Origin of the sequence: Paraburkholderia aspalathi (assembly GCF_905220735.1) — a bacterium.
In the GTDB taxonomy this organism is placed as follows: domain Bacteria; phylum Pseudomonadota; class Gammaproteobacteria; order Burkholderiales; family Burkholderiaceae; genus Paraburkholderia; species Paraburkholderia aspalathi.
This window is the reverse complement of the sequence record NZ_CAJNBA010000002.1, coordinates 377,340-397,248: the sequence shown is the minus strand read 5'-3', so window position 1 is coordinate 397,248 and position 19,909 is coordinate 377,340. Positions and strand designations below refer to the sequence as shown.

The following is a 19,909-nucleotide window of genomic DNA, read 5'->3' as shown; positions in this document are numbered from 1 at the left end:
GAGGGTCACCCGCGTGCAGCCTTGCGGCGCTGCCGACCGCGGCAAAGTCTTGCTCCGCCGCGGGTCCAACAGTACTAACTGAAGCTTAAGCGATACTTATTGTTGCTTTGCAGCAGCGACTTGAGCGGCCACTTCAGCTGCGAAGTCGTCCTGCTTCTTCTCGATGCCTTCGCCGACCACGAACAGCGCGAACTTCTGCACGCTCGCATTGCCAGCCTTCAGCATCTGTTCGATTGTCTGCTTGTCATTCTTAACGAACGTCTGGTTCAGCAGCGACACTTCCTTCAGGTACTTCTGCACGCTGCCGTCGACCATCTTGGCGACGATTTCAGCCGGCTTGCCCGATTCAGCAGCCTTCTGCTCAGCAATGCTGCGCTCCTTGGCGATCAGATCCGCCGGGACGTCGTCCGACGACAGCGAGACCGGCTTCATGGCGGCGATGTGCATTGCCACGTCCTTGCCGACCTGCTCGTCCGCGCCGGTGTACTCGACCAGCACGCCGATACGCGTGCCGTGCAGGTACGCTGCCAGCTTGTTCGAGGTTTCGAAACGCACGAAACGGCGGATCGACAGGTTTTCACCGATCTTGCCGACCAGTGCGAGGCGCACTGCGTCGACCGTCGAGCCGTCCAGCGGCAGTGCCGACAGGGCAGCGACGTCAGCCGGGTTTTGCGTGGCGACCAGTTCAGCGATCGTCTTCGAGAATGCCAGGAAGTCGTCGTTCTTCGAAACGAAGTCGGTTTCGCAGTTCAGTTCGACGAGCGAACCAGCGTTGCCGCCGATGAACGACGCAACCACGCCTTCAGCCGTCACGCGCGACGCCGCCTTGCTGGCCTTGTTGCCCAGCTTCACGCGCAGCAGCTCTTCAGCGCGCGCCATGTCGCCTTCAGCTTCCGTCAGCGCCTTCTTGCATTCCATCATCGGCGCGTCGGTCTTTGCGCGCAGTTCTGCAACCATGCTTGCGGTAATTGCCGCCATCATTTGCTCCTTGAGTTCCGTCTTGTCACACGCCGCCCGGACTTCGATACCGGCGGCAAGAATTCGTTTCAACGTCGCACGTATTTTTTACGGACTACGTTTCAGCACTACTCACAGCACACCACTTTGTCGCGGCTTAAAAAAAGGGGGCCTGTAGAAAGCCCCCTTTTTTGCCGGACACGGGGCAGCTTTACGCTTCCGAGTTGACCTCGACGAACTCGTCGCCGTCACCGCCGCGAGCAGCTTGCACCACTTCGTTGACCGCGTTAGCACGGCCTTCGACGATTGCGTCAGCCACGCCAGCCGTGTACAGAGCGACAGCCTTCGAAGCGTCGTCGTTACCCGGGATCACGTAGTCGATGCCTTCCGGCGAGTGGTTCGTGTCGACCACGGCGATGACCGGAATACCGAGCTTGTTCGCTTCGGTAACGGCAATCTTGTGGTAGCCGACGTCGACCACGAAGATCGCGTCCGGAATACCGCCCATGTCTTTCACGCCGCCGATCGACTTTTGCAGCTTGGCCATTTCGCGTTCGAACAGGAGCGCTTCTTTCTTGCTCATGCGTTCGGTTTCGCCAGCTTCCAGCGATGCTTCCATGTCCTTCAGGCGCTTGATCGAAACCTTCAGCGTCTTGAAGTTGGTCAGCATGCCGCCGAGCCAGCGTGCGTTGACGTAGGGCATGCCAGCGCGTTGTGCTTCTTCAGCGATCGTGTCGCGCGATTGACGCTTCGTGCCGACGAACAGGATCGTGCCGCGATTCGCTGCCAGTTGACGCGCGTACTTCAGCGCGTCGTTGTACATCGGCAGCGTCTTTTCGAGGTTGATGATGTGAATCTTGTTGCGATGGCCGAAAATGAAGGGGGCCATCTTCGGGTTCCAGAAGCGCGTTTGGTGACCGAAGTGGACACCGGCTTCCAGCATTTGACGCATGGTAACTGCCATGAAAATCTCCGCGAGGGTTGGGTCTTAAGCCGGCTGCCGTATCTGCCGCGCTGCCGTTCTGGCTGAACGCGACGGACACCCTGGGTGCGCCGGCTTGCGAGTCTGCTGCCTTGATACCGCCTTACCCGTAGCGCAGGCAACTATCGCTACGAGGCGCCTTTCCTGCCAGTTTGCGCTCATCAGAGTGACCAATAGAGCAACAAAATAAGACAGAGATCGACTTAGCCAAAGATTATAGCACGTGACTATCGGCCGACTCAACCTGCGCGGTAGCTCCCGTTTGCCGCAGGCGGGTTGCACCTATACGCCCACCACCATATTGCAAAACCGTGGCAAAACCCTGCGGCAGCGGGAATATGGTGCGATAATCTTGCAATAAATCGCATTTCAGGCCCGACTCATGGCTATTACGCTCAAAAACGAACACGATATCGCGCAGATGCGCGTCGCCTGCAAGCTCGCTAGCGAAGTGCTCGACTACATCACGCCGTTCGTCACGGCCGGCATCACGACCGGCGAACTCGACCGGCTATGTCACGAATACATGCTCCAGGTGCAAGGCACGGTTCCGGCGCCGCTGAATTATCAGCCGCCCGGCTACCCGCCTTACCCGAAAGCCACCTGCATTTCGGTCAACGACGTGATCTGCCACGGTATTCCGGGCGACAAGACGGTGAAGAACGGCGACGCCCTGAATATCGACGTCACGGTGATCAAGGAAGGCTATTTCGGCGACACCAGCCGGATGTTCATCGTCGGCGAAGGCTCGATCATGGCGAGGCGCCTCGTGCAAACCACCTTCGAATGCATGTGGCTCGGCATCGATCAGGTTCGCCCGGGCGCCCATCTCGGCGATATCGGCTACGCCATCCAAAAGCATGCCGAAGCGCAAGGCTACAGCGTGGTGCGCGAATATTGCGGCCATGGCATCGGCACGGTGTTTCACGAAGACCCGCAGATTCTGCACTACGGCCGTCCCGGCACCGGGCTCGAGCTGCAAACCGGCATGATCTTTACGATCGAACCGATGATCAACGCCGGTCGGCGCGATATCCGCACCATGCCGGATCAGTGGACCGTCAAAACCAAGGACCGCAGCCTGTCGGCACAGTGGGAACACACCGTGCTCGTCACCGAAACCGGTTACGACGTGCTGACTGTCTCGGCTGGCACGCCCGCGCGTCCGCCGGTTGTCGCAGCCACGGCCTGAACGACTTCCGCCCCCACCCGCCCGCCTGCCAATGAGTAGTGTTCCAGCCGTCGCCCAATCCCATGCCACGTCGCTCAAGGCGGACTACAAAGTGGCCAAAGCCCAGTTGCTGGAACGCTTCAAGACAGCCTCCAACGTCGACTCGCTGATGGCCGCCCTGGCGCGCGCCACGGACGAGTCGCTGCGCGCCGCCTGGAATACCTGCGAGTTGCCGCCCGAGTTGGCCCTGCTCGCGGTCGGCGGCTATGGGCGGGGCGAACTCGCGCCGCATTCTGACATCGACATTCTCGTCTTGCTGCCCGACGCGCCGATCGCGCATCTGGAAGCACGCATCGAGCGTTTTATCAGCCTCGCGTGGGATTTGGGGCTCGAACTTGGTAGCAGTGTGCGCAGCGTGGTGCAGTGTGTCGAAGAAGCTGCCAATGACGTCACCGTGCGCACCTCGCTGCTCGAAGCGCGGCGCATTACAGGCAGCACCCTGCTTTTCGACGACTTTGCGAAGCGCTACCGCGAAACGCTCGACCCGCGCGCGTTCTTCCAGGCCAAAGTGCTGGAAATGCGTCAGCGGCACGCCAAATTTCAGGACACGCCGTATGCGCTCGAGCCGAACATCAAGGAAAGCCCGGGCGGCCTGCGCGATCTGCAGCTGATTCTGTGGATTACCCAGGCAGCTGGCTTCGGCAGCAGCTGGCGCGAGCTCGAAGCACGCGGCCTGATCACCGAGCGAGAAGCGCGCGAACTGCGCCGCAACGAAGGCTTCCTGAAAACGCTGCGCGCCCGCTTGCATGTGATCGCCGGCCGTCGTCAGGACATTCTGGTGTTCGACCTGCAAACGCCGGTGGCCGAAAGCTTCGGCTATAAGCCAACGGCGACGAAGCGCGCCAGCGAACAGTTGATGCGCCGCTATTACTGGTCCGCCAAAGCCGTTACGCAGCTGGCCACGATCCTGATCCAGAACATCGAAGCGCAGCTCTTCCCGAACACAAGCGGCATCACGCGCGTGCTCTCGGACCGTTTCGTCGAGAAGCAGGGCATGCTGGAAATCGCCAGCGACGACGTCTTCCAGCGCGAGCCGAACGCGATCCTCGAAGCTTTTCTGCTCTACGAACAGACGCCGGGCGTGAAGGGTTTGTCGGCGCGCACGCTGCGCGCGATCTACAACGCTCGCGACGTGATGGACCAGCATTGGCGGCGCGATCCGGAAAACGGTCGCCTGTTCATGGACATCCTGAAGCAGCCCGCCGGCATCACGCACGCGCTGCGACTGATGAACCAGACCAGCGTGCTCGGGCGCTATCTGCTGAACTTCCGGCGCATCGTCGGGCAGATGCAGCACGATCTGTATCACGTCTATACGGTCGATCAGCACATCCTCATGGTGCTGCGTAATCTGCGCCGCTTCGCGGTCGCCGAGCACGCGCACGAATATCCGTTCTGCAGTCAGTTGATCGCCAATTTCGACCGGCCGTGGGTGCTGTACGTGGCGGCGCTGTTTCACGACATCGCCAAGGGCCGCGGCGGCGACCATTCCACGCTCGGCATGGCCGACGCGCGGCGCTTCTGCCGCAACCATGGCATCGAAGGCGAGGACGGCGAACTGGTCGTCTGGCTGGTGCAGCAGCATCTGACCATGAGCCAGGTCGCGCAGAAGCAGGATACGAGCGACCCCGAAGTCATCAAGCGCTTTGCCGAACTGGTCGGCAACGAGCGCTGGCTCACCGCGCTTTACCTGCTGACCGTGGCCGACATTCGCGGCACCAGCCCGAAAGTCTGGAACACGTGGAAAGGCAAGCTGCTCGAGGACCTCTACCGCGCAACGTTGGCGGTGCTCGGCGGCGCCCGGCCTGACGCGCATTCGGAACTGAAATCGCGCCAGGAAGAAGCGCTTGCCCTGCTGCGCCTCGAAACCGTGCCGGAAGGCGCGCAAAAGGCGCTGTGGGACAAGCTGGATATCGGCTACTTCCTGCGCCACGACGCCGCGGATATCGCGTGGCAGACCCGTGTGCTGTACCGGCACGTCGAAACCGCGACGCCGATCGTACGGGCGCGTCCTTCGCCGATCGGCGAAGCGCTTCAGGTGCTGGTGTATGTGAAAGACCAGCCCGATCTGTTCGCCGGCATTTGTGCGTATTTCGACCGCAATGGCTTGTCGGTGCTCGATGCGCGGGTCAGCACGACCCGCCACGGGTACGCGCTCGATAATTTCCTCGTCGCGCACACCGAAGAAGACGTGCATTATCGCGATATTGCCAATCTGGTCGAACAGGAACTGACCGCACGCCTCGCCGGTGACGGCACCCTGCTTCCGGGACCGTCGAAAGGCCGGTTGTCACGGCTGTCGCGGACCTTCCCTGTGACGCCGCGCGTCGATCTTCGGGCCGACGAGCGCGGCCAATATTACATCCTGTCCGTGTCTGCGAACGACCGGCCAGGCCTTCTTTATTCAATCGCGCGCGTGCTGGCCGAGCACCGGGTCGGCGTTGCGTCGGCGCGGATCAATACGCTCGGCGAACGTGTCGAAGACGTGTTCCTGCTGGATGGACACGGTCTGTCGGACAACCGCCTGCAAATTCAGGTCGAGACCGAACTGCTGCGCGCGATTGCAGTGTGAGATTTCATGCGAGTCAAATTAACAGCCAAGCACCCGCGGCCGGCTTCGTCCGAACGCGCCCCTGTCCGTACCGGAAGCAACTCGGCGCGTAAGCCGACGCGTCCGACCGGGCCACGGCCGTCTACGCCGACGGCAGGGTTCAACGGGGCACGGGGCGAAGGCGCTGGCGCAGCGGGTGGCGGCAAGCGGCCGGCAGGTGCAGGCAAGCCGGCAGGCGCCGGGGCGCGTGCGCCACGGGCTGAAGGATCGTTTTCCCGTGAGCGGGATGCTGGCGCTGCGCGCCGGGCGCCGTCGGATCGTCCGCCGCGGCGCGAAGGGGACGGCGGTGCGCCGCGCCGGTTTGAGGGCAGTGGCGATCGTGCTCCGCGTCGGGACGATGGTGAGCGTGCGCCGCGCCGGTTTGAAGGTGGTGGCGATCGTAGCGAACGTGCGCCGCGCCGTGCTGACAGTGAACGTAGCCAGGGCGCTCCGCGTCGATTTGAAGGTAGCGGCGATCGTGCACCGCGTCGGGATGAGGGCGCTCGTGCGCCCCGTAAGTTTGAAGGTGGCGGTGATCGTAGCGAACGCGCTCCGCGCCGTGCTGACGGTGAACGCCCTCAAGGTGCTCCGCGCCGGTTTGAGGGCAACGACCGTGCGCCGCGTCGAGACGATGGCGAGCGTGCGCCCCGTAAGTTTGAAGGTGGCGGCGATCGTAGCGAACGCGCTCCGCGCCGCGCTGACGGTGAACGCAGCCAAGGTGCTCCGCGTCGGTTTGAGGGCAGCAGCGACCGTGCTCCGCGTCGTGACCTTGGTGAACGTGCACCTCGCAGGTTTGAAGGTGGTGGTGATCGCACTGAACGCGCCCCGCGTCGCGCTGACGGTGAACGCAGCCAAGGCGCTCCGCGCCGGTTCGAAGGTGCCGGCGATCGCAGCGAACGCGCACCGCGCAGTTTCGAAGGCAACCGTGCCCCGCGCCGCGACGAAGGCGAACGCCGCTCGTTCAGCGGTCCGCGCCCGGGTGCAGGCCGTCCGTCGGAAGGTGGCCCGCGTGGCGAGCGTCCGGCGCGTGACGCCTCGGATCGGCCCCGCTTTGGCGGCGACCGTGGCGCCCCGCAGGGGCGCGGCAGCGGCGAGCGCGGTCCGCGCAGCGACAGCGCAGCACCGCGCCGTTTTGAAGGCGAGCGTGGCGAGCGCACTTTCGCGAAGCCCGTCAAAAGCGGCTACGGTGACCGCACGGACCGTCCGGCTCGCGCACCGCGTGACGACCGTGGCGAACGCGCCCCAGCCAAACGTGAATTCGGCGATCGTCCGCCGCGTGCCGGCGAACGTAACGAACGTAACGAACGTAGCGAGCGGGGCGAGCGCCCTGCTCGCAGCTTCGACAAGGCGCTGCCGGCTGCCGGCCGCCGCTTCGACGACGACAACCGCCCCGCCCGTGCCGACAAGCCGCGTGGCCCAGCGCCCGCAGCCAGAGCCGAACGCGACGATGACACCGATGCCGCTCCGCGCACGCCGCGCCGCGACTACGAAGACGCACCGGGAACGCTGCGCCTGTCCAAGCTGATGTCGGAACTCGGCCTGTGCTCGCGCCGTGAAGCCGACGAGTGGATCGAAAAAGGCTGGGTGCTGGTCGACGGCGAGCGGATCGACACGCTCGGCACCAAGGTTCGCCCGGATCAACGCATCGAGATCGACCCCGCCGCCGAAGCCGCGCAAGCGAGCCAGGTGACGGTCTTGATCCACAAGCCCGTGGGCCTCGTATCGGGCCAGGCGGAAGACGGCTATCAACCGGCGATCACGCTGGTCACGCCGGAAAATCGCTGGGATGGCGACACTTCCGACATCCGCTTCTCGGTCTCGCATCTGCGCCAACTCGCGCCGGCAGGCCGCCTCGACATCGATTCGACGGGCTTACTGGTGTTGACTCAGGACGGCCGCATTGCCAAGCAGCTGATTGGCGGCCATTCGGAGATCGACAAGGAGTATCTGGTGCGCGTGTCGTTCGGCGAGCACACCACCGACGTCGAAAGCCACTTCCCGCCGGAAAGCCTCGCGCTCCTGTGCCACGGCCTCTCGCTCGACGACGTGCCGCTGAAACCCGCCCAGGTCAATTGGCAAAACGGCGAGCAACTGCGCTTCGTGCTGCGCGAAGGCAAGAAACGCCAGATCCGCCGGATGTGCGAGCTGGTCGGCCTCGAAGTAATCGGCCTGAAGCGCGTGCGGATGGGTCAGGTCATGCTGGGCGCACTGCCGCCGGGTCAATGGCGTTATCTGTCGGCGGACGAGTCGTTCTGATGCGGGGAGCTTGACGCTCAGATACGTTCGCCCAACAAAAAACCCACGTGAAAACGTGGGTTTTTTTATGCCTGCAACGCACGCGCGCAGAACACCGCAGCCTCAGTCGTCGCTATTCGGATCCATATCCGGAAACAGAACTTCCGTGAAACCGAACTTCGCGAAATCGTTGATCCGCATGGGGTATAGCTTGCCGATCAGGTGATCGCACTCATGCTGCACGACACGCGCGTGAAAGCCCTCGGCGACGCGGTCGATCGGCTTGCCGTATTGATCGAAGCCGTGATACTTGATCATCGAAAACCGGCTCACGGCGCCGCGCAGGCCCGGCACGGACAGGCAACCTTCCCAGCCCTCTTCCATATCCTGCGACACCGGCGTGATGGTCGGGTTGATCAGCACCGTCTCCGGCACCGGCGGCGCATCCGGATAGCGTTCGTTGTGCCCAAAACCAAAGATCACCACCTGCAGATTGACGCCGATCTGCGGCGCGGCGAGCCCCGCGCCGTTCGCGTCGTGCATGGTCTCGAACATATCTTTGATGAGTTCATGCAACTCGGGGGTGTCGAAGTGGTCGACCGGGTCGGCAATTTGCAAAAGGCGCGGATCGCCCATCTTGAGAATTTCGCGGATCATAACTGCCCCTCCAGGAGCTTACGCATACCATCTTCGTCGAGTACGGGAACGCCGAGTTCCTCGGCTTTCGCCAACTTGCTGCCCGCTTCGGCCCCCGCCACCACGTAGTCCGTTTTCTTCGACACCGAACCGGCCACTTTCGCACCGGCCGCTTCGAGCATTTCTTTCGCCTCTTCACGGGCGAGCGTCGGCAAGGTGCCGGTCAGGACGACCGTCTTGCCGGCCAGCACGCCTTGCGGCGCCTTTGGTGCGGGCGGTCCTTCCGGCCAGGTGACCTTGCCCGGTGCGCGGAGTTGCTCGATCACCGTGCGGTTGTGTTCTTCGGCAAAAAACTGATGAAGCGACTCGGCCACCACAGGGCCCACGTCGTTCACCTCCAGCAATTCTTCGACCGAGGCGTCCATGATCGGATTCAGCGAGCCGAAATGCTTGGCGAGATCTTTCGCTGTCGATTCACCCACATGCCGGATACCGAGCGCGTAAATAAAGCGCGCCAGCGTGGTGTGCTTGGCCTTTTCCAGCGAGTCGAGCAGATTCTGCGCGGACTTTTCAGCGAAGCGATCGAGTTCAGCAAGCGTAGCAAAGCCGACGTTGAACAGATCGGCCGGCGTGCGCACCAGATTCTGCTCGACGAGCTGATCGATGATCTTTTCGCCGAGCCCGTCGATATCCAGCGCTCGCCGCTGCGCGAAGTGCCACAGCGCCTGCTTGCGCTGTGCCGGGCAGAACAGGCCGCCCGTGCAGCGCGCAATCGCCTCGTCCGGCAGCCGTTCGATGCTCGAGCCGCACACCGGGCACTGCGTAGGCATGACGAACTCGCGGGCGTCGTCCGGGCGGCGGTCGAGCAACGCGCTCACCACTTCGGGAATCACGTCGCCCGCGCGCCGCACGATCACCGTGTCGCCGATGCGAATATCCTTGCGGCGCACTTCGTCTTCGTTATGCAGCGTTGCGTTCGTGACCGTCGCGCCGCCGACGAACACCGGTTCCAGCCGCGCAACCGGCGTAATCGCACCGGTGCGGCCCACCTGAACGTCGATGGCCAGGAGTTTGGTCAGCGCTTCCTGCGCCGGGAATTTGTGCGCCAGAGCGAAACGCGGCGCGCGCGAGACAAAGCCGAGCGCGTCCTGCTCATCGCGCCGGTTGACCTTGTAGACGACGCCGTCGATATCGTAAGGCAGCGTATCGCGCTTTTCGCCTACCGCGTGGAAGAACCCCAGCAAGCCTTCAGCGCCCTGCACCACTGCGCGCTCGCCATTCACCGGCAAGCCGAGTTCCTTGTACCAGTCCAGCAGTTCGCTATGCGTGGCCGGCATTTCAAAGCCTTCGACCACACCGATTCCATAAGCGAAGAACGACAGCGGCCGTTGCGCAGTAATCTTCGAATCGAGCTGCCGCAAACTGCCCGCCGCAGCGTTACGCGGATTAGCGAATTCCTTTTGCTCAGCGGCCCGCTGGCGCTCGTTCAGGCGCTCAAAATCGCGCTTGAACATGAGCACTTCACCGCGCACATCGAGCACCAGCGGCACGCGCTTGCCCTTGAGCTTGAGCGGAATGGAACGGATCGTGCGGACGTTTTCGGTGACGTTCTCGCCGGTGGCGCCGTCGCCGCGCGTGGACGCCTGGACGAACGTGCCGTCGACGTAACGCAGCGAGATGGCAAGGCCGTCGAACTTCAGTTCAGCGGCGTAATCCACCGGCACCGGCGGTTCGCTCGCGTTCTTGCCGAGCGCGTCGCCAACGCGCTTGTCGAACGCGACGATGTCTTCGTCGGCAAAGCCGTTGTTCAGCGAGAGCATGGGTTGATCGTGCACGACCGGCTCGAAACCGCTCGACGCCTCGCCGCCCACGCGCTGGGTGGGCGAATCCGGCACGATCAGGTCCGGATGCTCCGCCTCGATTCGCTCCAGTTCCTTGAACAGCTTGTCGTACTCCGCGTCCGGCAGGTCGGGCTGGTCGAGCACGTAGTACGCGTAATTGGCGCGTTCGAGTTCCGCGCGCAGCCACGTAGCCCGCTCGGCGGGCGTGCTGGTTGCAGGGTTGGAGGCGGGAGTTCGGGCCATGCTGTCGGAAGCTTCTTCAAAGGAATTCAGACATTGGATTATCGCAGGAAGCGTGCCCCTTTACATCGGCCGAATGGCCAGTTTCGTGCGTTCGTTATTCCGCCCCAAACGCCGCCCCAAACGCCAACGGCCGCACAGTGTGCGGCCGTCGAATACTGCGCGATTGCGGAACCCTTACTGGCTGAACAGACGCCGCGTGGCCGGCGAACCCGCCGGAATACCCGCCTGCTCGAGCTTCGCGTAAAGCGTCATCAACTGCTTTTCGATCGCCAGCAGCGCGGTTTCCGGCAGCGGACGGCGCCCATCGTCGACCACCCGGCCGCCAATACGCTCAGCCAACGATTTCGCGTAGTCGCACATCAGGCGGAACGGCAGGATGTCTTCGTCCGCGACCGGCACGTCGAGCACCAGCGTGATCATCTGGCCGCCCTTGTAAGTCAAGTCGTCGCGCAGGAAATTGGTGTCGCCGAATTGCAGCATGAAGACCGGGCTCTGCTTCGCGTCGAGCTTGACGAAGCGCGTGCCGTCACGCGAGAGCAGCAAGCCGTCTTGCGACGCGACGGCCTGGACATAATTGGCCGACCACGGCGCGCCGTCGGAGAGCACGTTGATCGACAGCTGCGCATCGCACTGCGCGGCGAAGCCGTCGAGCTCGCGCGCCATCGCGACCGTTTCGAGCATGTCGGGAAATTCCGGCGACGCGTCGAGCGCGTCGGCAAACTGCTGCACGCCGGTCACGAACTCGGAGAACTCCAGTTCGTTGAGCGCGCCACTCCGATTGGCCAGTTGCGCGGCCGCGCGGAGCTCTTCATAGCGCGCGCCGTTCTGCAGCAATTCCCACGCGCCGCCTTCGAGCTTGCCTTCGATATGCACCGGCTTGCTGCCGGCACGGCGCAGACGCTGCGCGAGCGGAATCACCTTGTCGCCGGCCACCGGGCCGTTCAAACGAATCGGCACGATGCAGTCGATGCGGCGATCGACGATAGCCGGCGGCGCCGACGAAATCGTCGTGGCAGCGGGCAGGATCCGCTCATCGGCCGTCGCGGCATGGCCGCTTTCGGCTTCAGCAATGCCTTCCGCTTCGGGATAGCCATTCGGCGTAGTCGTCTCGGCCTGAATATCGGCCGGCGTATCGAGCGGCGCGGCGGTCGCGCCAAAAGTCGGTTCGACGCGCGCCGCCGAGGTCTCCGCCGTCTGCTCCGAGCCCACTACCGGCTCGCGCCGCGTGGTCGGCCGGGCCGGTTCGATAAACGGGCTCTGCTCCTCCTGATCGTCCCGCGCGAAACTTTCGGCGGTATCGGCCGGCATTGGACGCGGCATCTTGCGGCGCACCTTCGCGCCTTGCCATGCGTTGTACACGACCACGCCCCCGACCACCACGGCACCCGCGCCGATCAAACCGAGTGTCAACTCGTCCATGCATGCTCCATCAGCAATTCTTCTGTCTGCGCGGCTTTGCGCCCGCCCCACGTGTCGCGCGGCCGATGGCCGCAGCGCTGAACGCGGGCGCCCGCGATGATCAACCTAAACGAAAACTTAAACGATATTCTGGGCGAAACCAGCCGCCGTTTCCATGTCGACCGCGACGATCCGCGATACGCCCTGTTCCTGCATGGTCACGCCGATCAGTTGCTGCGCCATTTCCATCGCGATCTTGTTGTGCGAAATGAACAGGAACTGCGTCTTGTCCGACATTGCGCGCACGAGGTTCGCGAAGCGTTCCGTGTTGGCGTCGTCGAGCGGCGCGTCCACTTCGTCGAGCAGACAGAACGGCGCGGGATTCAGCTGGAACATCGCGAACACCAGTGCGGTAGCGGTCAGGGCCTTCTCGCCGCCCGACAGCAGGTGAATCGTCGAATTCTTCTTGCCCGGCGGCTGCGCCATCACCTGCACGCCGGCGTCGAGAATCTCGTCGCCGGTCATGATCAGCTTGGCCTGGCCACCGCCGAAGAGACGCGGGAACAGCTCGCCGAAATGACGGTTCACTTCGTCGAAGGTGCCTTGCAGCAAGGTGCGCGTTTCGCCGTCGATCTTGCGGATCGCGTCTTCGAGCGTTTCGATCGCGTTGTTCAGGTCGGCCGACTGCGAATCGAGGAACGTCTTGCGCTCAGTTGCGGCCTTCAGTTCGTCGAGCGCAGCCATGTTGACCGGACCGAGCGCCGTGATCGCGTTGTTGATCCGCGTAACTTCGCCTTGCAGGTAGGACGGCTTCATGTCCGGCGTGAGCTTAGCCTGCAACTCCGCTTCATCGACGCCGGCTGCCGCCAGTTGCTCGATGAACTGCTCGCCGTTCAGGCGCGCGGCCTGTTCCTTCAACTGCAATTCGTTGATGCGGTCACGCAGCGGTTGTAGCGCACGCTCGGCGCTCAGACGTGTTTCGTCGGCGGCACGCAGCTTGGCCGTCAGGTCGTCCAGCTCCAGACGCGTGGCGTGCAGCGCTTCTTCCTTGACCGCGCGGATATCGAGCGCGTCCTGCAAACCGGTATGCGCGGTTTGCTCGTTGATCGTTTCCAGTTCGGCGCGCGCATCTTCCAGCGACGCGGCGACGCGCTCGCTCTGCTCGTGCGAGACCTGGATGCTGCGCTTCAATTCGTCGATGCGGTTCGCCATGTTGCGCGCGGCGAAGCGCGCGTCGGTGGCGGCCCGATCGAGATCGCGCGATTGGGCGCGCGCGGCGGTAAGCGATTCGTCGAGCGCTTCGAAGGCCATCTGGTGATCTTCGAAACGCGCCTGCAATTCGGCGAGTTCGGAATCGTGACGCTCGAAGTTCGCTTCCGATTCGCCACGCAAAGCGCGCTGCTCTTCGATCTGCCCGGTGATTTCTTCCAGCTCTTCGCGGATTTGCGTGCTCCGCTGCGTGTAACGCTCATGCGCTTGCGCGAGCTTGAGCACGTCCATCTGCAAAGCGTGCACGCGTTGGGTTGCGCGCTCCGACTGTTGACGCACATCGGTCAACGCTTGCGCGGCTTGCGTGTGCGCGGCTTCGGCGCGGATCGCGGCGGCCTTCGCCTCATCGGCGAGCAAAGCCTGCGCGCGCACCTGACGGCCCAGGTTTTCGATTTCCTGCTGACGAGCCAGCATGCCGGCCTGTTCGGAATCGGCGGCGTACAGCTGGACGCCGACGCGCGTCACGACGTGGCCGGCCTTGACGACGAACGAGCCGCCCTCCGGCAATTGCGCGCGCATGGCGAGCGCCTGTTGCAGATCGTCAGCGACGAAGGAGAGGCCGAGCCAGTCATTCAGCACGGCGCGAATGCCTGCGTCGTCGATACGGACCAGCGACAGCAACGGACGCAATCCCGCCGGCGCAGCAGCCGGCTGACCAGCCGCGGGCGGCGCGTAGAACGCGAGCTTGGCGGGCGGCGCGTCGGTGGCGAACGCCTTGACCCAGTCGAGGTTCGACACTTCCAGCGCGGCGAGCCGCTCACGCAGCACCGCTTCGAGCGCGGCTTCCCAACCGGCTTCGACGTGCAGCTTCTTCCACAGACGCGGCAAGCCGCTCAGCTCGTGCTTTTCGAGCCACGGCTGGATCTTGCCTTCGGTCTGGACGTTTTCCTGCAGTTGCTTGAGCGCGGCAAGGCGTGCGTCGAGCTGATGAATCTGCGCGCTTTCCGACTGCACGCGTTCCTGGGCAGCGCGCCGTTCACCGTCCAGACGCGGCAGCGTTTCCTGCGCGTCGGCAAGACGGGCCTGCGCGTCGTGCAGGATTTCTTCGTGCTCGGCGAGCTGCGCGCGCATGTCTTCGAGCTGCGCTTCGTCGGGGGCATCCAGACCGCCCGCTTCCGATTTCAGCCGTTCGTGACGCTGCTGCAACTGCTGCAATTGCTGATCGGCATTGCGCTGATGCGCGGCTTCGAGCTTGAGTGCCTGTTCGGTCTGCGCGATACCGCCGCGCTCGGCGTTCAGTTCGGTCTGCGCATCGCGCCAGCGCGCTTCGAGCGCCGGCATCGCATCATGCTTGGCGGCGGCCTCGTCTTCAGCCAGCGCGGCCTTTTCGTCGGCGACGGCCAGTTGTTCCTCAGCGTCTGCAAGATCGTCTTGCGCCTTCTGCGCCTGCGACTGCCACTGCTCGCGCTGCGCGGTCAACGCGGCAATCTGCGCCTGTGTGCGGTTACGCGATTCGACAATGAACTTGATCTCGGCCTCGAGGCGGCTGACTTCGGCATTCGCCTCGTACAACGCGCCTTGCGCGCCCTGCATCGCGTCGCTGGCGGAGTAATGCGCGACGCGCAGCGTTTCGAGTTGCGCTTCGACTTCGCGCAGCTTCGCGGTTTGCGCTTCGAGGTCGATCTGCGCCTGTTCGATCGCGCGTTGCTGGCGTTCCTGCTCGCCGCCGGCTTCGTTCTTGCGCAGCAGCCACAACAGACGCTGCTTCTCTTCGCCGTCGGCCTGCAAATCCTTGTACTTGGTCGCGACGATTGCCTGCGCCTCAAGCTTCTCGAGGTTCGCGCTGAGTTCGCGGACGATATCTTCGACGCGGATCAGATTCTCGCGCGTGTCGTGCAGACGGTTCTCCGTCTCGCGGCGGCGTTCCTTGTACTTCGACACGCCCGCGGCTTCTTCGAGGAACACCCGCAGCTCTTCCGGCTTCGCCTCGATCAGGCGCGCGATCATGCCCTGCCCGATGATCGCGTACGCACGCGGCCCGAGGCCGGTGCCGAGAAAGATGTCCTGGATGTCGCGGCGACGCGCCGGCAGGTTGTTGATGTAGTAGCTCGAAGTGCCGTCGCGCGTCAGCACGCGCTTGACGGCGATTTCGGCATACTGCCCCCACTGCCCGGCGGCGCGGCCGTCGGCGTTGTCGAACACGAGTTCGACGCTGGCGCGGCTACCCGGCTTGCGCGCGGTCGAGCCATTGAAGATCACGTCCTGCATCGACTCGCCGCGCAGCTCGGAAGCGCGCGATTCGCCGAGCACCCAGCGCACGGCGTCGATGATGTTGGACTTGCCGCACCCATTCGGTCCGACCACGCCGACAAGCTGGCCCGGGACCTGGAAATGCGTGGGATCGACGAATGACTTGAAGCCAGCGAGTTTGATCGAGGTCAGACGCACGGCGATTTCGCTGTTTGAAAAGGGAAAATAAAAGGTGGCTCGTGAAGGCCGCGCCAGCCGTTCGCCGATGCAGCGAAACGGCCCGCGAACCCCCGCGACACGGGCGCCAACTGCACGCGATGAGGCATGCGCCAGCTAATGAGGGGCAATCATACCATCGCGCGCGAGCGGTTCTTAGCGTCCTTACGGTCCGCACCGAGGTCGGCGTCGCGGTCGACGTCTCGGTCAACATCAAGACCCGCATCCTGATTAGCCGGATCGGGCGGTAAAGCCTTGGTCCGGTGCACCCAACTGGACAATGCCGACGCCAGCACGACGCACGCGCCGCCTGCCCATTCGCGCGGGCCCGGCGACTCGCCGGCGAACAGCCATGCGGACAAAGCCGTCACCACGATCTCGAACAGCATGATGATCGAGGCCCGATTGGCCGGCACGCGCGCGAGTCCGTACTGCACGAGCATATTGTTCGACGCCAGCAGAAAACCGAGGCCGAGCACTAGTAACGCGGCCGTGCCGAGATGCGCGCCGGTTGGCGGTGCCGGCATCGCCTCGAACAGCGACGCACAGGCGCTGAAAATCGCCGCGCCGCCGAAGATCGTCGCGGTGCGCATTTCGGGCTTCATCTCAGGCAGCACGCGGCTCGTCTTGAGGATCAGGACGTTGCTCATCGCGAAACCCATGCCGCCCGCGAGTCCCGCCCATTCGGCCAGGTTGCCGGGCACCGGGAGCCCCAGTTGCGGCGACCACAGCATGGTCATCGCGCCGGCCAGCGACAGCGCGGCAAGGCCTGCGCCCGACCAGGTCAGCCGTTCGTGCAGGATGAAGTGCGCAAAGAGCGCGGTCCAGGCGGGGGTGAGATAGAACAGCAGCAGGACGCGCATCACCTCGCCGTGGATCGAGCCCCACACGAAACCGAGATTGGTTACGCCGGCTGCCAGCGCAAGGGCCGGTAGCAGCCAGTGCCAGCGCACTGTCTTGAGCGCACGATGGCGCACCAGCAGAACGAACAGACAACCGGCGGCGCTCGTCAGTGCGCTTGCCGCCGTGCCGGTCACGCCAAGCGCATTCAGCATGCGCAGCGGGTACCAGATCATCCCCCATACCGAGGCGCCCAGCATGATCGCGAGCGTGGGCCAGCCTGTGCGAAGCCAGTTGCTCATGATGCAAGGCCCCCGCGGCGGTTGCTGCTCCTGCAGGCGATGTTGCTGACTTTACAGACGGCGGCGTTCTTGCGCCCGCTTCGTCCGAATCGTGCGGATGTCTCCATTGCTGCTACAAACATTGCTGCTCCTGCTTCTTTTTTGCGCGAACCGTCTGCGGTTCGCGTCGTTCCCGCTGCGTCGCATTGCCTGCGCCGCCTGGCGGGTTGCGCCGCGTCTTACACCCGGGGCGCCACCACGAATTTCCCGTACGCGCCGCCACGCTATAATCATTCGTTCGCCGCCGCTGCCGCCCTTTTCGCGTGTTTCATGCGTTTTACGGTCAGCATGCGTGCCTGCCTTCCTCTGCGCCCATCTTCGATCAGGCTCGATCCGCCCAGTGAACCCGCTACTCGACTCCCTTCAGCCCTATCCGTTCGAAAAGCTGCGTGCGCTTTTCAAGGACGTCACGCCGCCGGCCGGCCTCGCGCACATCAGCTTCGGCATCGGCGAACCGAAACATCCCACGCCCGCGCTGATTCGCGACGCGGTGATCGCCTCGCTCGGCGGCCTGGCGGCGTATCCGGCCACCATCGGTTCGCCTGCACTGCGCGAATCGATCGCGAAATGGGCGACCCAGCGCTACAACCTGCCGCCGGTCGATCCGGCCACCCAGGTGCTGCCGGTGGCGGGCTCGCGCGAGGCGCTTTTTGCGCTCGCACAAACGGTTATCGACCCCAAGCTCAACGCGAACGGCGAGCCTGCGATCGTACTCTGTCCGAACCCGTTCTACCAAATCTATGAAGGCGCGGCGCTTCTGGCCGGCGCGCAGCCGTACTTCGTGAATAGCGACCCGGCGCGCAACTTCGCCTGCGACTATTCAGCCGTGCCAGCCGACATCTGGGCGCGCACGCAGCTGCTGTACGTGTGCTCGCCGGGCAATCCCACGGGCGCCGTGCTCACGCTCGACGATTGGCGCGAGCTGTTTGCCCTGTCGGACCGTTACGGCTTCGTGATCGCCTCGGACGAGTGCTACTCGGAAATCTACTTCGACGAAGCCAATCCGCCGCTCGGCGGCCTGGAAGCGGCCCACAAGCTTGGCCGCGGCTTCGAACGCCTTGTGATGCTGTCGAGCCTGTCCAAGCGCTCGAATGTGCCAGGCATGCGCTCGGGCTTCGTGGCAGGCGACGCGGCGATCCTGAAAGACTTCCTGCTATACCGGACATACCACGGCACAGCCTTGTCGACGGTGTTCCAGAGTGCCAGCATCGCGGCCTGGAATGACGAAACGCACGTGCGCGAGAACCGCGCGAAGTACGTGCAGAAATTTTCCACCGTGACGCCGATGCTCGCCGAGGTGCTCGACGTGCGCCTGCCGGACGCCGCGTTCTACCTGTGGGCGGACGTCTCGCGCACGGGCCTCACGGACACCGAGTTCGCCCAGCGCCTCTACGCCGACTATAATGTGACGGTTCTGCCGGGCTCGTTCCTCGCGCGCACTGCGCATGGCGTGAACCCCGGCCGCAATTTCGTGCGCATGGCGCTCGTCGCCGATGTCGACGAATGCACGCAGGGCGCACAACGGATCGTCGATTTTTGCCGCGCGCTCGCGGGTTGAGGTTTTTCGCGAATTTTCATATTCGGCAACCCCGCGCACCGCACTCCCTTCTTCAGACTTCAACTCTTCAGAAAAGCACGCATATGTCGCAACAACTTCAGCAGATCATTGATACCGCCTGGGAAAACCGCGCCGACCTGTCGCCGAAGGCCGCGCCGGCCGAGGTGCGCGAAGCCGTCGCCCACGCCATCGAGCAACTGGACAAGGGCGCGCTGCGCGTGGCCGAAAAGAAGGACGGCGACTGGGTCGTCAATCAATGGCTGAAGAAAGCCGTGCTGCTGTCGTTCCGCCTGGAAGACAACGTGGTCCAACCGGCTGGCGGCTACTCACAGTTCTACGACAAGGTGCCGTCGAAGTTCGCCAACTACACCGCTGAAGACTTCGCCGCCGGCGGCTTCCGCGTCGTGCCGCCCGCCATCGCGCGCCGCGGCTCGTTCATCGCGAAGAACGTCGTGCTGATGCCGTCGTACACCAACATCGGCGCTTATGTCGATGAAGGCACGATGGTCGACACGTGGGCGACTGTCGGTTCGTGCGCGCAGATCGGCAAAAACGTCCACCTGTCGGGTGGCGTGGGCATCGGCGGTGTGCTGGAGCCGCTGCAGGCGAACCCGGTCATCATCGAAGACAACTGCTTCATCGGCGCGCGTTCGGAGGTGGTGGAAGGCGTGATCGTCGAAGAAAACTCGGTGATTTCGATGGGCGTGTACCTCGGTCAAAGCACCAAGATTTACGACCGCGAAACCGGCGAAGTCACGTATGGCCGCATTCCGGCGGGTTCGGTGGTGGTGGCGGGCAACCTGCCGTCGAAGGACGGCTCGCATAGCCTGTACTGCGCCGTGATCGTCAAGAAGGTCGACGCCAAGACTCGCGCGAAGGTCGGCCTGAACGAGCTGCTGCGAGGCGACTGATGGCACGCGGCACCAAGACCGTCGTCTACGGCATCCCGAACTGCGACACTGTGAAGAAGGCTCGTGTGTGGCTCGAAGAGCACGGCGTCGAGTTCGAGTTCCACGACTTCAAGAAGCACGGCGTGACTGAGCCGCTGGTTCAGGACTGGCTGAAGGACGTCAAGCTCGACGCATTGCTGAACCGTCGCGGCACGACCTGGCGTGGCCTGTCTGACGACATGAAGGCGGCGGCGGAAACGCAGCCGGGCGCGATCGCGTTGATGATTCACAAGCCGTCGGTGATCAAGCGGCCGGTGCTGGTGGTCAACGGAAAGGTCAAGTCGCTCGGCTTTTCCGCGGACGAATACACGGCGCTGTTTGCCTGACGCTGATTGTTAGCGCGCAGTCCCGCTTGCGTGACTCGACGCGCGGGACTGAACGCCAGGCTCAGCGCCTCGATCGAGTGCAACGAGTAGTAAAACGCGGCCTCGC

Annotated in this window: 12 protein-coding genes and 1 pseudogene; 6 read left to right on the top strand and 7 right to left on the bottom strand. The window is 63.8% G+C overall.

Annotated elements, in window-relative coordinates:
- Positions 1–96: 96 nt before the first annotated feature.
- Both tsf and rpsB read right to left on the bottom strand, forming a co-directional pair.
- Positions 97–978, bottom strand: a complete 882-nt coding sequence (gene tsf / locus KHO30_RS12570; RefSeq protein WP_028199372.1) for a translation elongation factor Ts — start codon at positions 976–978, stop codon at positions 97–99.
- 190 nt (positions 979–1,168) lie between these two features.
- Complete coding sequence (gene rpsB / locus KHO30_RS12565; protein ID WP_054035183.1) at positions 1,169–1,921, bottom strand: 30S ribosomal protein S2; 753 nt, start codon at positions 1,919–1,921, stop codon at positions 1,169–1,171.
- A gap of 400 nt (positions 1,922–2,321) precedes the next feature.
- Between rpsB and map the strand changes: the two genes are divergently transcribed.
- The 3 genes and pseudogenes from map to KHO30_RS39825 form a co-directional block, all read left to right on the top strand.
- Entirely contained in the window at positions 2,322–3,131 is an 810-nt protein-coding gene (gene map / locus KHO30_RS12560) for a type I methionyl aminopeptidase (protein WP_200617953.1), read from the top strand.
- Between the two features lie 31 nt (positions 3,132–3,162).
- On the top strand, positions 3,163–5,742 hold the full coding sequence (locus tag KHO30_RS12555; RefSeq protein WP_093633336.1) for a [protein-PII] uridylyltransferase: 2,580 nt from the start codon (positions 3,163–3,165) through the stop codon (positions 5,740–5,742).
- 549 nt (positions 5,743–6,291) lie between these two features.
- Positions 6,292–8,016 (top strand): annotated as a pseudogene (locus tag KHO30_RS39825) (pseudouridine synthase); the annotation flags it as partial.
- 102 nt (positions 8,017–8,118) lie between these two features.
- Here KHO30_RS39825 and def read toward each other — a convergent pair.
- The 5 genes from def to KHO30_RS12525 all read right to left on the bottom strand — a co-directional run bounded on the left by def (position 8,119) and on the right by KHO30_RS12525 (position 16,930).
- On the bottom strand, positions 8,119–8,652 hold the full coding sequence (gene def, locus KHO30_RS12545) for a peptide deformylase (RefSeq protein WP_093633338.1): 534 nt from the start codon (positions 8,650–8,652) through the stop codon (positions 8,119–8,121).
- A complete protein-coding gene (gene ligA, locus KHO30_RS12540; RefSeq protein ID WP_211701182.1) occupies positions 8,649–10,715 on the bottom strand; it encodes an NAD-dependent DNA ligase LigA in 2,067 nt (688 codons plus the stop codon). The genes def and ligA overlap by 4 nt, the downstream gene beginning before the upstream one ends.
- Before the next feature lie 174 nt (positions 10,716–10,889).
- Positions 10,890–12,134, bottom strand: coding sequence for a cell division protein ZipA C-terminal FtsZ-binding domain-containing protein (locus KHO30_RS12535; protein ID WP_211701181.1), 1,245 nt, complete (start codon positions 12,132–12,134; stop codon positions 10,890–10,892).
- A gap of 117 nt (positions 12,135–12,251) precedes the next feature.
- Positions 12,252–15,770, bottom strand: coding sequence for a chromosome segregation protein SMC (gene smc, locus KHO30_RS12530; RefSeq protein WP_211701180.1), 3,519 nt, complete (start codon positions 15,768–15,770; stop codon positions 12,252–12,254).
- 149 nt (positions 15,771–15,919) lie between these two features.
- Positions 15,920–16,930 (bottom strand): DMT family transporter, encoded by a 1,011-nt coding sequence (locus KHO30_RS12525; RefSeq protein WP_211701179.1) that lies wholly within the window; start codon positions 16,928–16,930, stop codon positions 15,920–15,922.
- A 379-nt stretch (positions 16,931–17,309) separates the two neighbouring features.
- Between KHO30_RS12525 and dapC the strand changes: the two genes are divergently transcribed.
- The 3 genes from dapC (at position 17,310) to KHO30_RS12510 (ending at position 19,803) form a co-directional block, all read left to right on the top strand.
- Positions 17,310–18,527: a succinyldiaminopimelate transaminase gene (dapC, locus tag KHO30_RS12520; protein WP_200617938.1), complete on the top strand. Its 1,218-nt coding sequence runs from the start codon at positions 17,310–17,312 to the stop codon at positions 18,525–18,527.
- Between the two features lie 83 nt (positions 18,528–18,610).
- Positions 18,611–19,438 carry a 2,3,4,5-tetrahydropyridine-2,6-dicarboxylate N-succinyltransferase gene (dapD, locus tag KHO30_RS12515; protein WP_054041009.1) on the top strand — a complete coding sequence of 276 codons (828 nt, stop codon included), beginning with the start codon at positions 18,611–18,613 and terminating at the stop codon, positions 19,436–19,438.
- Positions 19,438–19,803 carry an ArsC family reductase gene (locus KHO30_RS12510; protein WP_093633344.1) on the top strand — a complete coding sequence of 122 codons (366 nt, stop codon included), beginning with the start codon at positions 19,438–19,440 and terminating at the stop codon, positions 19,801–19,803. The genes dapD and KHO30_RS12510 overlap by 1 nt, the downstream gene beginning before the upstream one ends.
- Positions 19,804–19,909 lie beyond the last annotated feature (106 nt).

Excerpts from the sequence above, each read along its gene's own strand:
- KHO30_RS12525 (WP_211701179.1), bottom strand. The coding sequence starts at position 16,930 with ATGAGCAACTGGCTTCGCACAGGCTGGCCCACGCTCGCGATCATGCTG.
- KHO30_RS12510 (WP_093633344.1), top strand. The coding sequence starts at position 19,438 with ATGGCACGCGGCACCAAGACCGTCGTCTACGGCATCCCGAACTGCGAC.
- ligA (WP_211701182.1), bottom strand. The coding sequence starts at position 10,715 with ATGGCCCGAACTCCCGCCTCCAACCCTGCAACCAGCACGCCCGCCGAG.
- KHO30_RS12535 (WP_211701181.1), bottom strand. The coding sequence starts at position 12,134 with ATGGACGAGTTGACACTCGGTTTGATCGGCGCGGGTGCCGTGGTGGTC.
- def (WP_093633338.1), bottom strand. The coding sequence starts at position 8,652 with ATGATCCGCGAAATTCTCAAGATGGGCGATCCGCGCCTTTTGCAAATT.
- map (WP_200617953.1), top strand. The coding sequence starts at position 2,322 with ATGGCTATTACGCTCAAAAACGAACACGATATCGCGCAGATGCGCGTC.
- KHO30_RS12555 (WP_093633336.1), top strand. The coding sequence starts at position 3,163 with ATGAGTAGTGTTCCAGCCGTCGCCCAATCCCATGCCACGTCGCTCAAG.
- rpsB (WP_054035183.1), bottom strand. The coding sequence starts at position 1,921 with ATGGCAGTTACCATGCGTCAAATGCTGGAAGCCGGTGTCCACTTCGGT.
- tsf (WP_028199372.1), bottom strand. The coding sequence starts at position 978 with ATGGCGGCAATTACCGCAAGCATGGTTGCAGAACTGCGCGCAAAGACC.
- dapD (WP_054041009.1), top strand. The coding sequence starts at position 18,611 with ATGTCGCAACAACTTCAGCAGATCATTGATACCGCCTGGGAAAACCGC.